This window comes from Nitrosomonas ureae (assembly GCF_900206265.1).
Classification (GTDB): domain Bacteria; phylum Pseudomonadota; class Gammaproteobacteria; order Burkholderiales; family Nitrosomonadaceae; genus Nitrosomonas; species Nitrosomonas ureae_C.
Genome location: NZ_LT907782.1, coordinates 1,938,795 through 1,957,651 on the forward strand (window position 1 = coordinate 1,938,795; position 18,857 = coordinate 1,957,651).

At 44.0% G+C, this 18,857-nt stretch carries 16 protein-coding genes; 2 read left to right on the top strand and 14 right to left on the bottom strand.

Annotated elements, in window-relative coordinates:
* Positions 1-20: 20 nt before the first annotated feature.
* Positions 21-344 (bottom strand): transposase, encoded by a 324-nt coding sequence (locus tag CPG39_RS09055; protein ID WP_172424102.1) that lies wholly within the window; start codon positions 342-344, stop codon positions 21-23.
* Between the two features lie 184 nt (positions 345-528).
* Here CPG39_RS09055 and CPG39_RS09060 point away from each other — a divergent pair, with 184 nt between their 5' ends.
* Entirely contained in the window at positions 529-1,863 is a 1,335-nt protein-coding gene (locus CPG39_RS09060; protein ID WP_096292991.1) for a PhoH family protein, read from the top strand.
* 141 nt (positions 1,864-2,004) lie between these two features.
* On the opposite strand, the gene CPG39_RS09065 is transcribed toward CPG39_RS09060, so the two are convergent.
* From CPG39_RS09065 to rfbA, 10 genes are all read right to left on the bottom strand, one after another.
* Positions 2,005-2,655 carry a hypothetical protein gene (locus CPG39_RS09065; RefSeq protein WP_231990264.1) on the bottom strand — a complete coding sequence of 217 codons (651 nt, stop codon included), beginning with the start codon at positions 2,653-2,655 and terminating at the stop codon, positions 2,005-2,007.
* 125 nt (positions 2,656-2,780) lie between these two features.
* Positions 2,781-3,974: a serine palmitoyltransferase gene (spt, locus tag CPG39_RS09070; protein ID WP_096292993.1), complete on the bottom strand. Its 1,194-nt coding sequence runs from the start codon at positions 3,972-3,974 to the stop codon at positions 2,781-2,783.
* Positions 3,974-4,231 (bottom strand): acyl carrier protein, encoded by a 258-nt coding sequence (locus tag CPG39_RS09075; RefSeq protein ID WP_013646339.1) that lies wholly within the window; start codon positions 4,229-4,231, stop codon positions 3,974-3,976. Before CPG39_RS09075 ends, spt begins: the two co-directional genes overlap by 1 nt.
* Before the next feature lie 29 nt (positions 4,232-4,260).
* The gene (locus CPG39_RS09080; protein ID WP_096292994.1) at positions 4,261-5,175 is read right to left on the bottom strand and encodes an NAD-dependent epimerase/dehydratase family protein; all 915 of its coding nucleotides are present in this window, start codon (positions 5,173-5,175) and stop codon (positions 4,261-4,263) included.
* A gap of 5 nt (positions 5,176-5,180) precedes the next feature.
* Positions 5,181-7,004, bottom strand: a complete 1,824-nt coding sequence (locus CPG39_RS09085) for a fatty acyl-AMP ligase (RefSeq protein ID WP_096292995.1) — start codon at positions 7,002-7,004, stop codon at positions 5,181-5,183.
* 506 nt (positions 7,005-7,510) lie between these two features.
* Positions 7,511-8,263: an alkaline phytoceramidase gene (locus tag CPG39_RS09090; RefSeq protein ID WP_096292996.1), complete on the bottom strand. Its 753-nt coding sequence runs from the start codon at positions 8,261-8,263 to the stop codon at positions 7,511-7,513.
* Between the two features lie 75 nt (positions 8,264-8,338).
* Positions 8,339-9,585 (bottom strand): IS3 family transposase gene (locus CPG39_RS09095; RefSeq protein WP_231990265.1). Its coding sequence is split into 2 segments (ribosomal slippage): positions 8,339-9,303 and positions 9,303-9,585, totalling 1,248 coding nucleotides; the frame shifts between segments, so codons are not numbered across the junction.
* Between the two features lie 93 nt (positions 9,586-9,678).
* Complete coding sequence (gene radA / locus CPG39_RS09100) at positions 9,679-11,028, bottom strand: DNA repair protein RadA (protein ID WP_096292997.1); 1,350 nt, start codon at positions 11,026-11,028, stop codon at positions 9,679-9,681.
* 53 nt (positions 11,029-11,081) lie between these two features.
* Positions 11,082-11,627, bottom strand: coding sequence for a dTDP-4-dehydrorhamnose 3,5-epimerase (rfbC, locus tag CPG39_RS09105; protein WP_013646334.1), 546 nt, complete (start codon positions 11,625-11,627; stop codon positions 11,082-11,084).
* Between the two features lie 16 nt (positions 11,628-11,643).
* Positions 11,644-12,576 (bottom strand): glucose-1-phosphate thymidylyltransferase RfbA, encoded by a 933-nt coding sequence (gene rfbA / locus CPG39_RS09110; RefSeq protein WP_096292998.1) that lies wholly within the window; start codon positions 12,574-12,576, stop codon positions 11,644-11,646.
* 150 nt (positions 12,577-12,726) lie between these two features.
* Between rfbA and CPG39_RS09115 the strand changes: the two genes are divergently transcribed.
* Positions 12,727-14,439: an ABC transporter transmembrane domain-containing protein gene (locus CPG39_RS09115; protein ID WP_096292999.1), complete on the top strand. Its 1,713-nt coding sequence runs from the start codon at positions 12,727-12,729 to the stop codon at positions 14,437-14,439.
* 29 nt (positions 14,440-14,468) lie between these two features.
* On the opposite strand, the gene CPG39_RS09120 is transcribed toward CPG39_RS09115, so the two are convergent.
* From CPG39_RS09120 to CPG39_RS09130, 3 genes are all read right to left on the bottom strand, one after another.
* Positions 14,469-16,358 carry a polysaccharide biosynthesis protein gene (locus CPG39_RS09120; RefSeq protein ID WP_096293000.1) on the bottom strand — a complete coding sequence of 630 codons (1,890 nt, stop codon included), beginning with the start codon at positions 16,356-16,358 and terminating at the stop codon, positions 14,469-14,471.
* 5 nt (positions 16,359-16,363) lie between these two features.
* Complete coding sequence (locus CPG39_RS09125; RefSeq protein WP_096293001.1) at positions 16,364-17,377, bottom strand: MraY family glycosyltransferase; 1,014 nt, start codon at positions 17,375-17,377, stop codon at positions 16,364-16,366.
* A gap of 89 nt (positions 17,378-17,466) precedes the next feature.
* Complete coding sequence (locus tag CPG39_RS09130) at positions 17,467-18,684, bottom strand: pyridoxal-phosphate-dependent aminotransferase family protein (protein WP_096293002.1); 1,218 nt, start codon at positions 18,682-18,684, stop codon at positions 17,467-17,469.
* Positions 18,685-18,857 lie beyond the last annotated feature (173 nt).

Below are 18,857 nucleotides of genomic sequence, written 5' to 3' on the forward strand. Positions count from 1 at the left end.
CAAAAAGTAAACTATATAATTTAGATGTTGCTTTCACCCATTGAATCTACAACCGCCTTTTTTAGCAAGTCACGCTCCTTCTTGACTTCGACCAACTCGCGCTTGACCCGAGCCAGTTCCATTTTCAGATCGGTCAGCGGTTTCTGGTTCTTACCCACCTCACCTAATTCGTCCCGGCGAGCCGCATAAACCCAGTTCTTCAGCATTCCTCCCGACAATGACAACCGCTTCGCCACTTCGGGTATCGTCAGTTCCTTAACCTCGTGCAGACGCACCGCCTGCGCGCGAAATTCCTGCGTATAAATCCCTCTTGGTAGCCGTTCCATCTCAGTCCTCCATTTCAAGCATTTTACAGAAACGTTGGACTCCATCTTTTCCAGCTTACCTCACCAATTGGCAACATCCCACCAGCAGAGTTGGAAAAAGCGTATTATAGTCAACAAAGAGTGTCAGACTGGACTGCTTCCCCAAACTACCGACTCTCCGAAGTAGCCAGAGTACTTTACTTTTTAATGCTTCAATTCTCTTATGTCAACAAAGGAAAAAAAGAAAATATTTGTCCTGGATACGTCGGTTATCTTATATAACCACAGTGCAATTTACAGTTTTGAAGAAAATGATGTAGCCATTCCGATTACCGTAGTGGAAGAACTTGATCATTTTAAGAAAGGCAATGACATCAAGAATTTTGAAGCCAGAGAATTCATACGAATTATGGATAAATTGTCGGCAAATCATTCGTTGCAAAATTGGATTCCCATTGATCAGCCTAATCACGGTCATTTTAAAGTGTGCATGCAAGGAAAGACTATGGGACTGGATGCAACCGAAGTATTTGGAGAAAACACAGCCGATCATCGTATTCTAAATACAGTAATTTCACTGAACGAAGAATATTCGAGAAGAAAAATAGTCTTGGTATCCAAGGATATCAATCTACGGCTTAAGGCAAAATCCCTGAATATTTCAGCGGAAGATTTTGAAACGGGAAAAATCAAAAATATTGAATCTTTGTATACCGGTAAAACAATAATCGAGGGATTAACAAAAGCGATTATCGACAACATTTATACCCAGAATTTTTGTATGCCCTCCGATATCGGTATACAAAATCCCATCCCTAATCATTATTTTATTCTGAAGAGCAGCCGAACTTCTGTTTTGGTATTTTATAATCCTTTATCACAAAGAATTGAACGTATTGAAAAAGAATCCGCTTTCCGGATTACACCCAGAAATGGCGAGCAAGTATTCGCTTTGCATGCGATTACCAATCCGAATGTCAAACTTGTCACCTTGCAGGGTGTTGCCGGAACAGGAAAAACCTTACTTGCACTAGCTGGTGCGCTTGACCAGAAAAGATATTTCAAGCAGATATACTTGGCACGCCCAATTGTGCCTTTAAGCAATAAAGACATTGGTTTCTTGCCGGGCGATATTGTCTCTAAGCTTAATCCCTATATGGAACCGCTGTGGGATAACCTTAAATTCATTAAAAGTTTGTTTACTGAGAAAGATAAAGAATATAAGCAGATTACGGATGCCGTTGATCAGGAAAAACTGAAAATTACTCCTCTTGCTTATATCCGTGGACGCAGTATTTCGAATGTTTTTTTTATTGTGGATGAGGCCCAGAATCTCACGCCCCATGAAGTAAAAACGATCATCACGCGCGCAGGCGAAAACACTAAAATCGTGTTCACCGGTGATATTTATCAAATAGATACCCCTTATCTCGATTCCCAGAGTAATGGATTATCTTATCTGATCGATAAAATCAGGCATCACGATATTTATGCGCATGTGCGACTGGAAAAAGGCGAGCGCTCAAACCTTGCAAATCTGGCTAATCAGCTGCTATAAAGCTGGAAATTGTTACTCCTCGCCACCATGTGTAAAAGCATAATGCCTGAACGGCATCTATAGGATGACTGTATACCCACCAATCTGAATTGTCTGCACCTTGAATACAGTAACCTTATAACCCAATAATTGTACGACTGTTTACTGCAACAAAAAATCTATATTGGATACCGGAGTAAGTATCCTGGGGTTGTCTCGCGCCGTCTCATTAAATGATGGCAGGACTGTCTCTTGAAACGGTGCTATTAAATTTCTTGATTCACTGGTCTGCGTAAATCCACGATTGCGCAACACCTTCTTCAAACTGAATGAAGAAAAATCAGGATTAAATTCCATGATGAGCGTGTTTGTAAATGTAAATACTGAGCTTGTAGTAAAAGGCAAAAATGGTGTCCCTCTCGCGCTTAAGTCGGTATACATCGAGCTAATCACAATCATTAATTCTTGACCGTTGAAATAGGCCGTAGCATCGATAGATGTCAATGGACGGGGCAAACCATCAATCGAAGGAATTCCTGCATATCCAATCGACGTTGCGCTATCAATACACACGTTCTGGTTGTTACTAACAAAACGAGGGACACCGCCAGTCAAACTTAAACGATATATCCCTTCCCCAACATTTTCTATGACCTCAAACTTACTTTGAGTCGGCGTAATACTAGGGGTAGGATCATTGGAGTCAACCGCATTCAGACAGGTAAATCCATCGTACACAATACTTATCGCCAGAGCATGACCTTGCAAAAAAACAGAAAGTAATGTTATTACTAATCCCTGCATCATTTTCATCGTAGTACCTCGTATAAACGTTAAGTATGTCCGACCCACCGCATAATCCGGTGACAAAGCTCCGTTTGTAACTTTTTCTTTATTGCCTGAGAGGCAGATACATCAATAAATCAATAGAGGGAAGTTTATTTTTGAGCGTTTAACAGGCTATATAACTTAGCAAAAGTATCACCTACATATTTGATTTGCTCCATTGTATGTGCAGCATTTACGCTGCAACGCACCAGTGATTTACCTTCGGGCGCTGCTGGTGGCAAAATTAGATTTACATAAATATTATGTTCGAGTAATTGTTGCCAGAGTAGAAGTGCTTGTCGTGGCGTTTCAACAACGGCAGCGATGACCGGCCCAGGATCCGGCCCTAATTTATAGCCTGTTTCTTTAAGCTGCGAATAGAGCTGTCGGCAATTGCTCCATAATTTGTCACGCAAATGACTTCCTTTTCTAAGTAGTTCGAGGGCCGCTCGTGTTGAAGCAATTGTTGCCGGTGATGGCGATGCAGTAAAAATATAAGGATGACTAACATACCGTAATTGTTCAAGCTGCAGATGATTACTCACGCAAAATCCGCCAATACTGCATAAGCTCTTGCTGAAGGTTCCTGTAATGAAATCAACTTCATTTAACAATCCTGTTTCTTCAACAAGACCTTGGCCTGTCTTACCTAAAACACCGAGCGAGTGAGCCTCATCAAGTAGTAATATGCCACCATATTTATTTTTCAATTGCACGATATCGGCCAAAGGCGCCTGATCTCCAAGCATACTATATATACCCTCAGCAATAATGAGCGTAGTTTCAACACTATTGCCCAGACGACGCAATCGTTTCTCCATGTCGATCATATCATTATGTTTGAAACGAATAATATTCGCACCGCTCAGAATACAACCATCGTAAATACTCGCGTGAGAATCGCCATCAATCAACACCGTATCACCGGGACCAACCAGACCAGAAATGACGCCTAAGTTTGCTTGATAGCCCGTTGTAAAAACGATACCCGAACTACATTGATAAAAATCAGCAAATTCTTTCTCTAATGCGCGATGACCAAAATAACTGCCATTTGCCATTCGTGAACCCGTAGTACCGGTTCCTTCTTTATCAATCGCATCATGCGCCGCACGAATACATTCCGGAGCAAAAGTTAAACCCAAGTAATTATTGGTACCCATCAGAAGTACGCGACGATCCCCAATTCGAGCTTCTGTGGCCGAAAAAACCTCTTCGATTGGAATACCAAAAGCACCTACTCCATCAGGCAAAAGTGCCTTTCTTGCTGCAGCAGCAGCATCTAGCTTTTCAAGTAAATTCATTACGATGATGTCGTTTTAATTTTATGTACCAAATCAACTAATTCACGAACTGTCTGAACATCTGTCAGCGCATTTATAGGAATTGAAATATCAAAAGCATCTTCAATTTCCATAATCAGATTGAGCAGTTTGATGGAATCAATCGATAATTGGCTGATCAGGTTTGTTTCCGGGGTAATCAATACGTCCGCATTGGTTAAATCGCTTAGACGGTCACACAGCAATTTCATGATCTCATCATAATTACTTTCAGTCATAGGTTATTTCAGTACAGTTAATTTTGAAATTAGATTACTTCAGATAATGCATCTTGTAAACGAATTCTCGGATGCCATTCAGGCAACACATTAGTCAAAGGAGTATTATTGCATACCCAGTCTTCATGCTGTAATTCATTAACCTTTCCCGGGGTCAACATAGGTGAGTATTGAAAGAAGCGGGCAAACCAGAGATTAATCAATGCAATACACCGAATAAGCAGATTTGGGATTACAATACAATATACTGGACGTTTCCATACTTGCTGTGCTATGACTTTAAGGCTTTGATAACTATACCCATCAGGCGTACCATCATCGAGTTCAAAGATCCCATTGATTGGATTCTCGGAATTTAACCAGGCTTGAATAGCTGAAACCAAATCACATACATGTATTAATCCAAATCTGTTTTGCATTTTCCCAACAACCGGAAACAATCCGCGGTGTATCGATTGAAAAAGTGGCTTCATTTCTTTATCACCAGGACCATAAACAGCTGTAGGACGAAAGATTGTCCATTGCAGCTGGCTTGAAAGTTCAATAAGTTTCCGCTCTGATAAATATTTGCTTTGAGCATACCAGGACAATTCTGGTTGGCGTGCTGCCAAGGAAGAAATAAGTAAGAAGCGAGGGAAAAGCTTTTGTTTTACCAGGACACGCAGAATATTCTCTGTTCCTGTAATATTGGTACGTTCAAATTCTTGAAAAGAGCTTCCTTTTACTGTTGCAGCACAATGAATTACACACGCCACACCATCAACTAGACGATGCAATACATTTAAATCTTCTAAGTCACCTTGGATCCACTGAATTAATTCAGTATCTGAAAAACGGATAGTCCGAGTAAGTGCACGAACTATCCATCCATCTTGAATGAGTCTTTGAATTAGTACGCTGCCAATAAAACCAGTAGCACCTGTTACAGCTACTAATTTTCGCATACCTTTTATCTGTCGCCTGACTCTACAAAAGATAATTGATCAACTAATTGAGTTCTTTGAATATATCCCTGTCTAGCCGCAAAACGCGAAAGCTTACCAGATGAGGTTCTTGGCAATGTATGCGGCGGTACAAGTTCAACAACACAATTGACTCCAAATGCCATATAAACAAGCTGCTGCAATCTGGTGGTCAGTGATTGACGTTCTGTTGGAGAGGTGAGTCTACATTCAATCACCAGTACAATAGTCGTTGTACCGTCTTCATCATTAACTCCAAAAGCAGATGCCTCACGCGACCTGACTTCCGGTTGTTGTTCGGCCAATTCTTCGATGTCTTGCGCTCGAATATTTCGGCCATTAACTATAATAACATCGGTACGACGTCCGGTTATAAACAAATCACCTTCAAACAGAAAACCAATATCGCCAGTATCGAGCCAATTCCCAGGCTTAAGTGCCTTGTTCGTCTCTTCTGGGTTATTGTAATAACCAGTCATTACACTATCACCCTGCACCAGCACGCTTCCAACCATCATCTCAGATAATTGATGACCATCTTCGCCAATTATTTTAACGATATGCCCGGGCAATGGACGCCCGCAATTTACAAATTCATTTTGTTTTCGACCATCAGCTTGCAATCTCACTGCCATTTTTTTATCAATCAGGGTCTTACTATCTACTTGCAGACTATTACATCCTGTATTGATTTTCGAAAATGTAACAGCAAGTGTTGACTCTGCAAGTCCATAACATGGCAAAAAGGCATTCTCATCAAAACCGGCTGATGAAAATTTCTCAGCAAAGTTTCTTAAAGTTTCGGGACGAATCATTTCTGCGCCGATACCAGCTGCTCGCCAACAACTCAAATCCAATTCTTTTAGATCAGATTCTCGCACACGAAGCGTACATAGCTTAAGGCCAAATGGTTGGCTGAATGCAACCGTGCAACGATTCTTGCTAATTAGTCGCAGCCACTGCAATGGACGAATTGCAAAATCCCGAGTTGCTAAATAATCTACTGAAATCTGTGTAACCATCGGAGCCAGAACGAGCCCAACCAACCCCATATCATGATAAAAAGGCAACCACGATGCAGAACGATCATCAGGTCTTATTTCCAAACCATTACGCACAATACCTTGTAAATTACACATCAAGGCTCGTTCAGTTATAACTACACCACGTGGGGTGCGCGTACTACCTGATGTAAATTGCAAATACGCAGTTTCATCGGGATGATTAGGCTGCAATTCTACATCATGTATAGGAAGCTCATTTAATTTTCCTGGTGTTCCCGTCCAGCGAATGCTGGTTGCACCTATTACTGCTTCTTCAAGAAAATTAATGTAATCAATATTAGCTAGTGCAATACTCGCTTGACTACTTTCAAGCATACCCCTCAATTGCTGAACATATATTGCATGGCTTCCGAGATTAACCGGAATCGGCATTGCAAATGGAACTAGCCCAGCATAGCGGCATGCAAAAAACAACTCAACAAATTCCGGAGAGGTATCAGCAATGATTGCTACCCGGCTACCGCGGGGCAAATCAAAACCGAACAAACGCCTAGCCAAAATACGAGCATTCTGCCTAAGTGTTTTGTATGGCAGAACTGAACGAACATTTCCCTTTGCGTCATAAAAATTATACCCCGTTACTCCCTTCGCTGCATATTCTAAAGCACTTGTTAGCGTATCAAAGCCAGCTAACTGCTGAATTAGCGTATTGAGTGTCGGTGTCGGTGTTAGATGCAATTCGCTTGAAGGCTGAAAATCAAACGCTTGCGTTAGCGGAGCGTTCAACTTGATTATTGTCGAACTCAAGATCTTCCCCTCGAAGTAATTGTACTTGTCATCTTGCTCATTTTTGCAAGAAATTCTGGTTGAGCGTGCCAATTTTTATTATTAAATTTTAAATAATGCATTTTTTCTGGCTGGAAAATTTTCATTCAAACGCTTACCGCTGACATTGCTTAACAAATATAAGTGTGTCATATTTGACCACTAAGCAGCTTATATAAGGTGCTTTTTCCTGTCAAGGCAATATTAGATTGGTGTTGCATCAAAACAACATCCGTTTAAATGACACTGCGAGAGCTTTGATTAAATCACATTTTGTCTCTCCTCTTTTTGAGCAATATTTTTTATTTCTTACTCTCTTCTTATTTTATTTGGGTTAAGTTTTTCTATATCGATGGATTCTGATGTATCACAAAGCTGCACATAAAATTAAATCCAGATGTTTTTTCAGAATTAATTATCAAAATTTGTAATATTCATTAATTTAACTCACATCTGCAGCTGATAATATAAGCTGTCAGTCCGGCACATCATCCTAACAACACCCTTTTTTGCAATATCTGTACAATTCGATAAGCAGCATACGCAGCAATCAGGTGTTTTAATGTATGCCCGCTAACCCAGCCATCTGTCCAAGCAAAAATTGATCGATCCAATAACTCGGCCACCTTCGCAAACGCGTATAACGCAATGACCTGATAGATATCGCCACCATGGCTGTAGCGTGATGAAAAACGCAGGCTGATCCAGACAATCAGCAGAATCAGATAAAACTGCATCACGATATAAAAGTTCAGGTTACCCCTGCCTTGCTGTTCGGTCGAATACCAATACAGCACGCTTAACACCGCCAAAATTACCAATAACGGTAATAGTCTTAGCCCTATATTTACACTCCCACGCTCGATCAACGTTGCAGACAGCAATGCTGCTATAGCTATGACAATAGGTATTCTATCCCACAATAAACGATGGATATCCGGCGCCCAGTGATAATAGATGGAACCGAATGCGACCATGACTATACTGGAAAACAACACCCAGTATGGCAAGCTTTCTTTACCGTGATGAAATGTAGTTTGCGTTGGCATTCTCTGAACTCGCCACAGAAGCATTAAACCAGCGCCTCCGCTGAACAAAAAGCCTAAATTGGATACTACATCGCTGAAATTAGGAATGCCAAGGAAATCACGTCGGTCAGCGAAAAGATGATATCCGACGGACTGCGGAATAGGCGGCAGCAACATAGCCGCAATGATGACTATCACTGATAGCCCGCCCATTATCCAAAGCTGTCGCTGCAAATTCACCGAATCAGACCCGGCATCTGGAATTACCCCAATTTGACGGATATTTTTTCATGGAGTCGAGAGAGTCTCAACTTGTGAAAGCGGATTGCAGTTTATCGCGATTTGATTTTTCTCATTCAGTTTTCTCTCAAAATTGTTTGGTGATAAGTATCCCAGCCCGGAATGCCTGCGAGTGGGGTTGTACCAAGATTCGATCCAGGTGAATATGGCCAGTCTTGCTTCAGTTTTGTTTTTCCAGGAACGCCTGTCGATCATTTCACATTCCAGGGAAGCAAAAAAACTCTCAGCCATTGCGTTATCATAGGCATCACCTACACTGCCCATGGATGGACGCACGCCCATTTCCTTGCATCGTTTGCCGAAATCAACGCTGGTGTATTGACTGCCTCTATCGCTGTGGTGAATCACTTTGCCTGGTTTACGGGTGATTAACGCCATGTTCAAAGCATTGATCACCAGGTTGGCTGTCATGGTTTCACCGAAAGCCCAGCCCACTACCTTACGGCTGAATACATCGATGACCACGGTCAGATACAAGAACCCCGCCCAGGTAGGAATGTAAGTCATGTCCGCAACCCATAGCTGGTTGATGCTAGTTGCCTTGAAATGACGTTGCACTAAATCCTCTGCAGGACGATCACGCTTATTCCGATGAGTCGTGATTATAAAGCCGCGCCTGCGGCTCACTCCCTTAATTCCTGCTTCACGCATCAACCTACCTACGCGCTTGTGATTGACCCTGATTCCAAGATCGACTAATTCAACAGTAATGCGGGGGCGGCCATACGTACAATCGCTTTTTCGGTATATAGTCATGATCTGCTCAATCAATCGACAGTTGGTAATGACCCGCTGACTAGGCGTGCGTTTAGTCCAGTCATAGTAACCACTGTGCGATACACCCAATGTTTCACATAGAATACGAGTCGGAAATTGCGCCTGATTTGCCTTGATTAGTTGGTACACCTTCCCAATCAATCCTTGTTGTTTGCAAACCAGGCCGTAGCCTTTGCCAATATGTCACGCTCCATCTCCACACGCTTGAGCTTCTTGCGCAATTCCATCAGCTCCTGTCGCTCGTTGACATTCAAGGGGAGACCACTCGATATTGCAGCCGAAGCAATTGTCTGGCTTGATCTAATTGGTACACCTGCTGCTCGACACCAAGTTTTTATCGAAGTGTAGTGGCAACCAAATTCCTTGGATAATTGCTTAGGGCATTTGCCCAATGCTACCAATTCCACCATCTGTTGGCGAAACTCCGCCGGGTAGGCAGGTTTGTAGTTTTGTGTCATATTTCTTCTCCTTTAAACAGAACATAATGTGTCCGTTCAAAGGGGGCAACTCCAATCATTCTGAATTCCTTGACAGTTGACCTATAAAGCATTTCAATACATCTGCCCAACAGCTTCTCCGATTCGGCCAACGGCAATGATTTTGATACCTGCAATGGTCTGCTTGGGTTTATTGGCCAAGGGAATAATGGCCTGTTTAAAACCAAGTTTTGCGGCCTCTTTAAGTCGCTCCTGCCCTCGTTGCACCGGCCGTATTTCTCCAGCCAAACCAATCTCGCCGATCACAATCATTTTTTCCGCTATTGGTTTATTTCTTAGAGACGAAACCACCGCCAACATAACTGCAAGATCGGCACCTGGCTCAGTAATTTTTACGCCCCCTACGGCATTAACAAAAACATCCTGATCATAGCAAGGAATGCCTGCATGACGATGCAATACCGCCAATAGCATTGCCAGTCTGTTTTGTTCTAATCCCACACAAAGTCGTCGCGGATTGGACGAGCGTGCTTCGTCGACTAAAGCCTGAATTTCCACCAATAGCGGACGCGTGCCTTCCTGTGTAACCATAATGCATGATCCCGGCACTTGCTTGTCATGATGCGAAAGAAACAATGCCGATGGATTCTTCACCTCGCGCAATCCTCTCTCGCTCATCGCAAAAACACCTAATTCATTAACCGCACCAAAACGATTCTTGAATGCGCGAACCATGCGAAAACTGGAATGCATATCACCTTCAAAATATAACACGGTATCGACCATATGCTCCAGCACGCGCGGACCGGCCAGCGCACCTTCTTTGGTAACATGGCCGACTAAAATAATGCAGGTACCGCTCGATTTAGCCACGCGCGTTAATTGCGCTGCACATTCACGCACTTGTGCAACCGATCCCGGCGCTGATTGCAACACTTCGGAATAGATAGTTTGAATCGAATCGATCACCGCCACCGACGGTTTACGTTCCGCCAGAACTGCCTGGATTTTCTCTAATTGAATTTCTGCATATAACTCGACAGATTGCACGTTCAACGCCAGTCGCTTAGCACGTAGCGCCACTTGCTGCGCGGATTCCTCACCGCTTATGTACAATACTGAACACTGCGCCGACATAAAAGACAACGCTTGCAACAGCAAGGTTGATTTACCGATCCCCGGATCTCCGCCCAGCAACACCACACCCCCATGCACCAATCCACCACCCAGCACACGATCAAGCTCTTCAATACCGGTTGGATAGCGCGCTTCTTCTCGCGCCTCGATAGTGCTTAAGTTTTGTACCTGACCGATTTCCGATACTGGACTGAAGCGCGACACAGCTTTCTCTGCCAGTGTTTCTATCAAAGTATTCCATGCCTGGCAATGCGGACATTGACCTTGCCATTTCAAGGTTTGCCCACCACACTCAACACAAGAAAATACGATTTTTTGTTTGGCCATTAATTCAGAAAAATTCTGATCATATTTGCAATTCCACTACTAAAAATTGCAAGCTAATCATAGACCTCAGCCTTCTCGAATGTTGTTCCGCATGCATCTTTGTCGGATAGTACAGGTGATCCGATAATCGGCCAGTCAATGGCCAACATAGGATCATTCCAAACAATACAACGCTCATGCTCGGGCGCCCAGTAATCAGTAGTGTTATACAGAAACTCGGCGTAATCGGACAGCACAACGAAACCATGCGCGAAGCCTGGTGGAATCCATAATTGATTTTTGTTCTCGGCGTTCAGTATTCCACCCACCCATTTTCCAAAAGTCGGTGAAGAGCGACGAATATCCACAGCTATATCAAACACTTCCCCTGCTACCACGCGTGCAAGTTTCCCTTGCGCTTGTTTGATCTGATAATGCAAGCCGCGCAAAACATTGCGCGCAGAGCGCGAATGATTGCTTTGCACAAATTGCACTGATCTTCCAATAACTGATTCAAAACTACGTTGATTAAAACTCTCATAGAAAAATCCGCGCTCATCGCCGAAAACCTTGGGTTCGATCAGCAGAACATCCGGAATTGCAAGTGGGGTCGATTTCATCCGATATATACCTAAGTCAAAATTCACGTTTCAATACATGCAACAAGTACTGACCATATCCATTCTTTGCCAGTGGGGTTGCCAGTGTCTCCAGTTGTACCGCACTAATCCAACCGCGCAAAAATGCGATTTCTTCCGGGCAGGCAATTTTCAATCCCTGCCGTCGTTCGATGGTCGCAACAAACTGACTTGCGTCAAGCAACGATTCATGCGTACCGGTATCCAACCAAGCGTAACCGCGTCGCATGATTTCCACGTTAAGTGCCGAATGTTCAAGATAAACACGATTTAAATCAGTGATTTCCAGCTCGTTGCGGCTGGAAGGTTTCAGGCTTTTAGCGTAATCAACCACATGCTGATCATAAAAATAGAGTCCTGTTACCGCATAATTGGATTTGGGATGTTGAGGCTTTTCCTCCAAATTCAACACCTTGCCGTCAGAATCAAACTCGACTACGCCATATCGATCCGGATCGTGCACGTGATAGGCGAAAACGCTGGCCCCGCTAGTACGCAGCATCGCGCTCAACAGCAAGTCATGAAAATCATGTCCATAAAAAATATTATCGCCCAATACCAACGCTGAACAATCGTTACCTATAAATGACTCGCCAATCAGGAAGGCTTGCGCCAGACCATCGGGTGAAGGTTGCTCAGCGTAGCTGATACTCAACCCCCATTGATTTCCATCGCGCAATAATTGTTGATAATTGACAACATCACGCGGTGTCGAAATTATCAGAATCTCTCGAATGCCTGCCAACATCAACGTACTAAGCGGATAATAAATCATGGGCTTATCGAACACAGGCAACAATTGCTTGGATACCACTTGTGTGACGGGATAAAGCCGCGTCCCGGAACCGCCCGCAAGCACGATACCCTTGCGCCGGGGAACAACTGCTCCTGGAAAGTCCCTTGTTTTATCAGAAGTATATAATATTGGCATTCATAACCTCGTGATGTTCACAAACTTGTCAAAGCTCATTTCCATCCTGACCCATTCACTAGAAAGAACAGCGATTGTACTATATCCAGTTCATATTCCAGAAAATTACACGATGCAATAACCACGGTATGTTGATGTAGAATTACACTTATGATCCTTCCGCAACTCTATTTTCGTTTACTTAGAAAACTTGCACCCTATGGGAAACCACTTTTGTGCATATTATTTGCCATGCTGATCTTGGCGGTAAGTATGGCTTATCTGCCCATACTGATTGAACAATTACTAACCAGCATATTTGTTCTGAAGGATTTATCATTGATACAGCAAGCGTTATTGACAATCATTGCATTATTTGTCGTACGCTGGATTTTTGGTTACATCAGTATTTATTATATCAGCACGATCAGCGGCAAACTGGGAACTGATTTGCGCATGGATTTTTTTCATAAACTTATGTCGCTGCCGGTAAATTATTACGCTTATCTTAATCACAATAATCAAATCGACACATTGGTCTCTCACATCAGTAGAATCACTCAGACCACAGTCCGTCACATTGCCCAGTTGGTGCAAGATAGTCTTACTATCATGGGATTATTGATCTGCGCGCTATATCTTAATCAGGAATTCTCATTGCTATTACTGCTGGTGACACCATTCATCATATTAGTGCACGAAATGATTAACAGTTATTTCAACAAAACCGATCAGCATAACTCATTAACTTTGAGAAATTTGATCGGGCACATTAAACAGTCAATCAAGCATTCCCGGAAAATCAGGCTGGATGGCGGACAAACCGACGAAAGCCAACGGCTTGGAAGAATTTCAGATACGCTGTTTCACACTGAAATGCAATCCGCAAAAATCGTGGCCATGGTTATCTCTTCACGTCAGCTTATCACTGCATTGATGCTTATCGCTGTTACTTACATGATGGCATTGCAGGCTACGAATGATGCGCTAAGTATATCCGAAGCAGGCGCTTTGATAGCCATTGCATTACTCCTTATTCTCCCGCTTCGACGAATCGCAAGCATTCCCAGAGAACTTGAACACGACCGGGAAATGATAGAAGCTACTTTTTCGTTTCTAGATCTCGCTCCCGAACAGGATGTAGGCACTCTCAGTGTTCAGCAGATCCGCGGCAAACTGGTATTTGAACAAATACGCATCCATGACTCACTCCAAACAAAACCCATTCTGAGCCATATAAACTTAACAATTAAGCCATCAGAAGTTATTGTTTTTAAGGGTTATACGGAAACTGAGAAAAGTGTACTTATTGATTTGATACTCCGCTTGCGGCAACCTTCTTACGGAAGAATATTGCTGGATGAATACCCTCTCGATAAAATAGCTATAAATCAAATACATAGAAATATTTCCCTAGTATCCGCCGATCCCTTCCTGCTCGACGAAAGAATTGCCGGCAACATCGCCTACGGCGCAATGCGTTGCGCCAATGAAGCAAAAATAACTGCTGCCGCACATGCCTCCCATGCGATGGAATTTATTCGTCGAATGCCTGAAGGCTTACAAACTCAAATTAACCAGAATGGCAATGAAATCAGCAAAAAACAATTGATTCAGCTCGCCATCGCACGGGCATTTTTAAAAAATTCCCCTCTATTAATTTTAGATGAAGTACTTGCAGCACCAGAACCTGATTCCGCAGAACTGCTCTTCGCTTTAGAAAAATTGATACAAAATCGCACCACGTTGATTTTCAATCAACAGATTCCACACTTAAAAAAGATTGATCGAATTGTAGTTTTGGAAAATGGATGCATCACAGAAAACTTGAAAACCATAGACTATTCTCAGTTAAGGCAAGAAAATCGGATTATCAATCATTAGCATCCATTCTTCAGAAATATTTAATAAACTCAATGCCTCACTTCCCTATGAGTGTATTCTGGCACCCACTTAATCAGTTCATCACGGACTTCCTGATCACTTAGTACGGTCACTTTATCCAACCAAGCCACCAGCTCCGACAACCACTGCTCATCAACCTGACATGCCTGCGCAATACGTAATTTCTGATGAGGTGTCGGAAGCGTACTTTCACTCGTCGCCAGTAATTCCTCGTGTATTTTTTCACCCGGGCGCAATCCCGTAAATTCAATACGAATATCTCCTTCCGCCAAACCGGACAAATGGATCAAATCATTGGCCAGATCAACGATCTTGACAGGATCCCCCATATCCAGCACAAAAATTTCACCGCCACCTTGCGTACCCCCCATCAGTCCGGCCTGTAAAACCAGTTGCGCAGCTTCCGGAATGGACATGAAATAACGTGTCATGTCCGGATGGGTGATGGTAATCGGTCCTCCTTTGGCAATCTGTTCACGGAATTTCGGAATGACACTGCCGGTACTGCCCAACACATTGCCAAACCGCACCATCACAAAACAGGTTTGGCGCGATGGATAGTTCCGGTCAGCATTCACATGCTTTGAAATTGATTGTTGCAAAGCCTGGCAAACCATTTCTGCCAGCCGCTTGCTGGCACCCATGACACTCACAGGATTAACCGCCTTGTCAGTGGAAATCAAAACAAATTTATCTACCGCAAAATTAATCGCCACTTGAGCCAGCACATAAGTGCCCAACACATTATTCAAAATAGCCTGGCATGCATTTTCCTGCTCCATCAGCGGCACATGCTTGTACGCAGCCGCATGAAAAACCACGGTAGGATGAAATTGCGTAAATAATTGTGTCATTCGGGCGTGATCCTTGATATCACCAATTACAAACGACATATTCATCGCTGGATAACGCGCCAAAAATTCTTCCTGAATGGTGTAGAGCGAGAATTCGCTTAACTCAACGAAAATAATACGCTTTGGTTCAAACGAGACGAGCTGGCGGCATAACTCCGAACCAATCGAACCGCCTGCTCCTGTCACCAGGATCACCTTCCCTGTCAGCAAATCGTGCAAACCGTCGTCATCCAGAACCACAGGCGCCCTGCCCAGCAAATCATCCAACTGGATTTCACGAATTTGTGACACCGTCGTCTTACCGCTGATCAAGTCCGCATAGGACGGCACTGTCATTGCTTTCACACCGATTTCCGAACACATTTCCAAAGCCTGACGGTGTATGCGCCGAGAAACGGATGGTATGGCAATAATCACATGCCCGACATTCAGTTTCTGCACCCATTGCGGCAGTTCTTTGATCGTCCCGCGCACACGCACACCTTGCAACCGTGTGCCTAGTTTTCTGGGATCATCATCCAGCATACCTACCACATGCCACTCACGGCTTCCGGTTAAAGCTTTCACCAGATTCACAGCCGTGCTTCCAGCACCTAGAATCAATACCAGCTTCGCTTCATAACTTTCCAGACTGTACAGGCGGCGTTCTTTCCATGCGCGATATATCAAACGGCTGCCACCCATGATCAACAGCAATAACAAAGGCGCCAGCATGATGACCGCACCGGGCACATTTCGCAACAGGCCGAATAACCACAACATCAAGGTTACCGCTACCGAACCCACAGCCACCGCAACAACGATTCTTTTTAAATCCGGCAAACTGGCATAACGCCACAACCCGCGATAAAGCCCGAACCACAAAAAAGCTCCGCCTTGGATCAACACAATCCAGGGCAGCGTCTGTAATAAAAATATGACGGACACCGCCGGGATGTCAAAATTGAAACGGCATAAATAAGCCAGCCACCAAGCTACGGCGACAGCAATAAAATCATGCGTAAAAGCGATAAAAGTACGGATCCCGTATCGGTTGGCAAACATATCTCTTATCCTCGATCGGGAGGAGTCTTTTGACTCCGATCAGAAATAACCATTAATATCAGATATACACATCCCCAAACGGCCACAATCCGGATCTGTAACGCGACATCTTGCGCATTAGCCCATACCGCACTTGCGCCTGTTGCCAGCATCAACCCGTAAGCTACGAGCGCAGTATTCCGATGACCCAAACCGCTTTGCACCATGCGCTGATAATAGTGCTCACGATGCGCCTGCCAGATTCTTTTTCCTTGAAATACTCGCTTCATCAGTGTTACGGTCGCATCCGCGATAAAAGGCGAGAAAATGAGTACCGGCACCCACAGTGACCACAGATGATCAAGCCATCCCAACATGCCTATCACCGCCGCCAGATATCCAAGAGGAATCGATCCCACATCTCCCATAAAAATACGCGCCGGATAAAAATTGTGTATTAAAAAAGCCAATGCCGCCGCAGCCAGGGAAAAATTTACCGCAGCAAAATCATTATTGCCTGCCGCATAGGCAAGCCAACCGTAGGTTCCGAATCCAATTACCGTCATTCCACCCGCCAGACCATCAGAGCCATCCATGAAATTATAGAGATTCGACATCCAGATAACCGCTGCAGCTGTGAAAAGCACAAGCCCCCAGCCATACGTATCCGATAAAAATGCAATGGAGAAACTAGTGGCAACCGCTGTGTGAACCATCAATCGACACCACACCGGAACTCGCCACACATCATCGGCCAATGATATTACCATCAACAACCCTATACCCATCAATACCGAATCAGGTATCGCAACCGAGAAACACAACCAGGATACGATCACCCCGGCAAGCAGACCCAAGCCGCCAATGCGTGAAACAGGTACCAAATGAAGTGAACGTTCATTGGGCTGATCCAGAACCCAATCCGCTCTTATCTTAATCAACCCTGAAATGGAGAAGAATGATAAAAAAAACGATAATAGCGGCACTACCACAGCTATCGATAAAGGAAAATCCAAAACCATAGTGACCGGATCATCCATGCCGGATTACAAAAAATGAACCACTTCCCCATCGTACCCGACAAGAAAGTGGTTTCAAATTAACCTATTGCAACTAACTGAATAAGATCTTAGAACATCGGATGTGCAGCATAGCGCTTATGCGCTGCCGCAGCAGCCGCACCGCGTTCTACTTTCAATCCCATATCGGATAAAACAGTTTCCAGCGCATTCAGACAGAAAATCACGTTATCCACCCGGCAAGATGTACCCATCAATCCAAAACGCCATACTTTTCCGGCGAAATCACCCAATCCGGCGCCAATTTCAAGGCTATATTCAGCCAGCAGGCGGCGACGCACCTCTTTTTCATCCACACCGGCCGGTACAAAAACGGAATTCAATTGCGGCAGACGATAAGGTTCTGCAACCACATAATCCATGCCCAATGTCGCAAAACCGTCTTTTAACGCTTCATAATTATAACGATGACGCGCCCAGGAATGCTCCAGGCCTTCTTCCGCCAGCATCAGCAGAGATTCATGTAATGCATACAATGCATTGGTCGGCGCGGTATGATGATACGTACGCGCAGCCGATCCCCAGTAATTCAGCAACAGGCTGATATCCATGAACCAACTGTGTACTTTGGTCTTGCGATTCTTAACCAAATCGGTCACACGTTCGGAAAAACTCACTGGCGACAAACCGGGAGGGCAGGATAAACACTTCTGACTACCGGAATAGATCGCATCAATTCCCCATTCGTCAACCTTGATCGGCGTTCCACCCAGCGATGTGACCGTATCGACAATGGTCATGCAATCGTGCTTTCGTGCGATCTCGCACAGCGTTTTGGCATCGGATGAAGCGCCGGTTGAGGTTTCAGCATGCACAAACGCGATAATCTTGGTATCGGGATTTTTTTTCAGCGCATCTTCAACTTTCTGTGGATCGACCGGCTCTCCCCATTTGTCATTGACCGTCACGGCAACGCCGCCATGACGCTCGACATTCTCGACCATACGTCCACCAAATACCCCGTTGCTGCAAACGATCACTTTGTCACCCGGCTCGATCATATTGACAAAACACATCTCCATGCCCACCGATCCGGGCCCCGAAACCGGGAAAGTCATGCGATTTTTGGTTTGGAAGGCATAACGCATCAGGCCCTTGATTTCTTCCATCATCTCGGTAAAAACGGGATCCAGGTGCCCCAGAGTCGGGCGCGCCATGGCATTCAACACGCGCGGGTGCGTATCCGAGGGTCCGGGCCCCATCAAAACCCGCTGCGGTGGATAAAAAACTTTAACTTCTTTTTCGGGACGAAAATCTTCGGTATTCATGAACAATCCTAAGTAAATAATAGAGTCTGATTTATTTTTGTAAAATATTAATTTTAACAAGCGAAACGAGAGTTTACTATAAACCAAGGTAGGCTCAATAAATTATCCTTATGGATAAGCTAAGAATTTTTCATAACGATATGAAAGATAGAGCCATTATCCGCAGAATGCAT